We start from the raw sequence: 867 nt of genomic DNA, 5'->3' as shown, positions 1-867 counted from the left end.
GGCGGCGCAATCCTTCGTGCAATCCGGGCGGCGGGTCGTGGTGGACGTGGACCTGGAGAAGTTCTTCGACCGGGTTGACCACGACATCCTGATCGACCGTCTGCGCAAGAAAATCCCCGATCCCGGTGTGATCCGCCTGGTTCGGGCTTATCTGAACGCCGACATCGTCGATGGGGATGCGGTCACCAAGCGGAGCCGAGGCACACCGCAGGGTGGGCCGCTGTCGCCGCTTCTGGCCAACGTGTTGCTGGACGAGGTGGACAAGGAGCTTGAACGGCGGGGCCATGCCTTTTGCCGCTATGCCGACGACTGCAACGTCTATGTGCGGTCGCGCCGGGCGGGTGAACGGGTGATGGCCCTGCTGCGGCGCCTCTATGGCCGACTTCGCCTGACGGTGAACGAGACCAAGAGCGCCGTTGCCAGCGTCTTCGGCCGCAAATTCCTCGGCTATGCCTTCTGGCGAGCCGGGGGTGTGGTCAAGCGACGGGTGGCCGACAAGGCCATCAAGGCGTTCAAGGTTCGCATTCGCGAACTGACACCGCGCGTGACGGGTCGATCCCTCAAAGCGGTGGTGGAACGGCTGCGCATCTTCGTGCGCGGATGGAAAGCCTACTTCAGACTGGCGCAAACGCCTCGGGTCTTCAGCGACTTGGACGAATGGATGCGCCACCGTCTGAGGGCAATCCAGCTCAAGCAATGGAAGCAAGGCAGGACGATCTTCCGGGAGATGACGGCAAGGGGAGCGAAACCTGGGGTGGCCCAGCAAGTGGCAGCAAATGCCGGTCGCTGGTGGCGCAACAGCGCCAAGCTCCTCAACGCCGTCCTCACGATCAAATGGGCCGACCAACTCGGAATGCCCAGACTCAC

Annotated in this window: 1 protein-coding gene; it reads left to right on the top strand. The window is 63.4% G+C overall.

Features of this window, described 5'->3' with window-relative positions; genetic code table 11:
• Positions 1-867 (top strand): reverse transcriptase domain-containing protein (locus CO666_RS33420; protein WP_210202070.1); only part of this gene is annotated, 867 nt, incomplete at both ends.

It is taken from the genome of Rhizobium chutanense (assembly GCF_002531935.1).
Lineage (GTDB): Bacteria > Pseudomonadota > Alphaproteobacteria > Rhizobiales > Rhizobiaceae > Rhizobium > Rhizobium chutanense.
The sequence above is the reverse complement of the archived record's forward strand: the minus strand, read 5'-3'. Positions and strand labels throughout refer to the sequence as shown.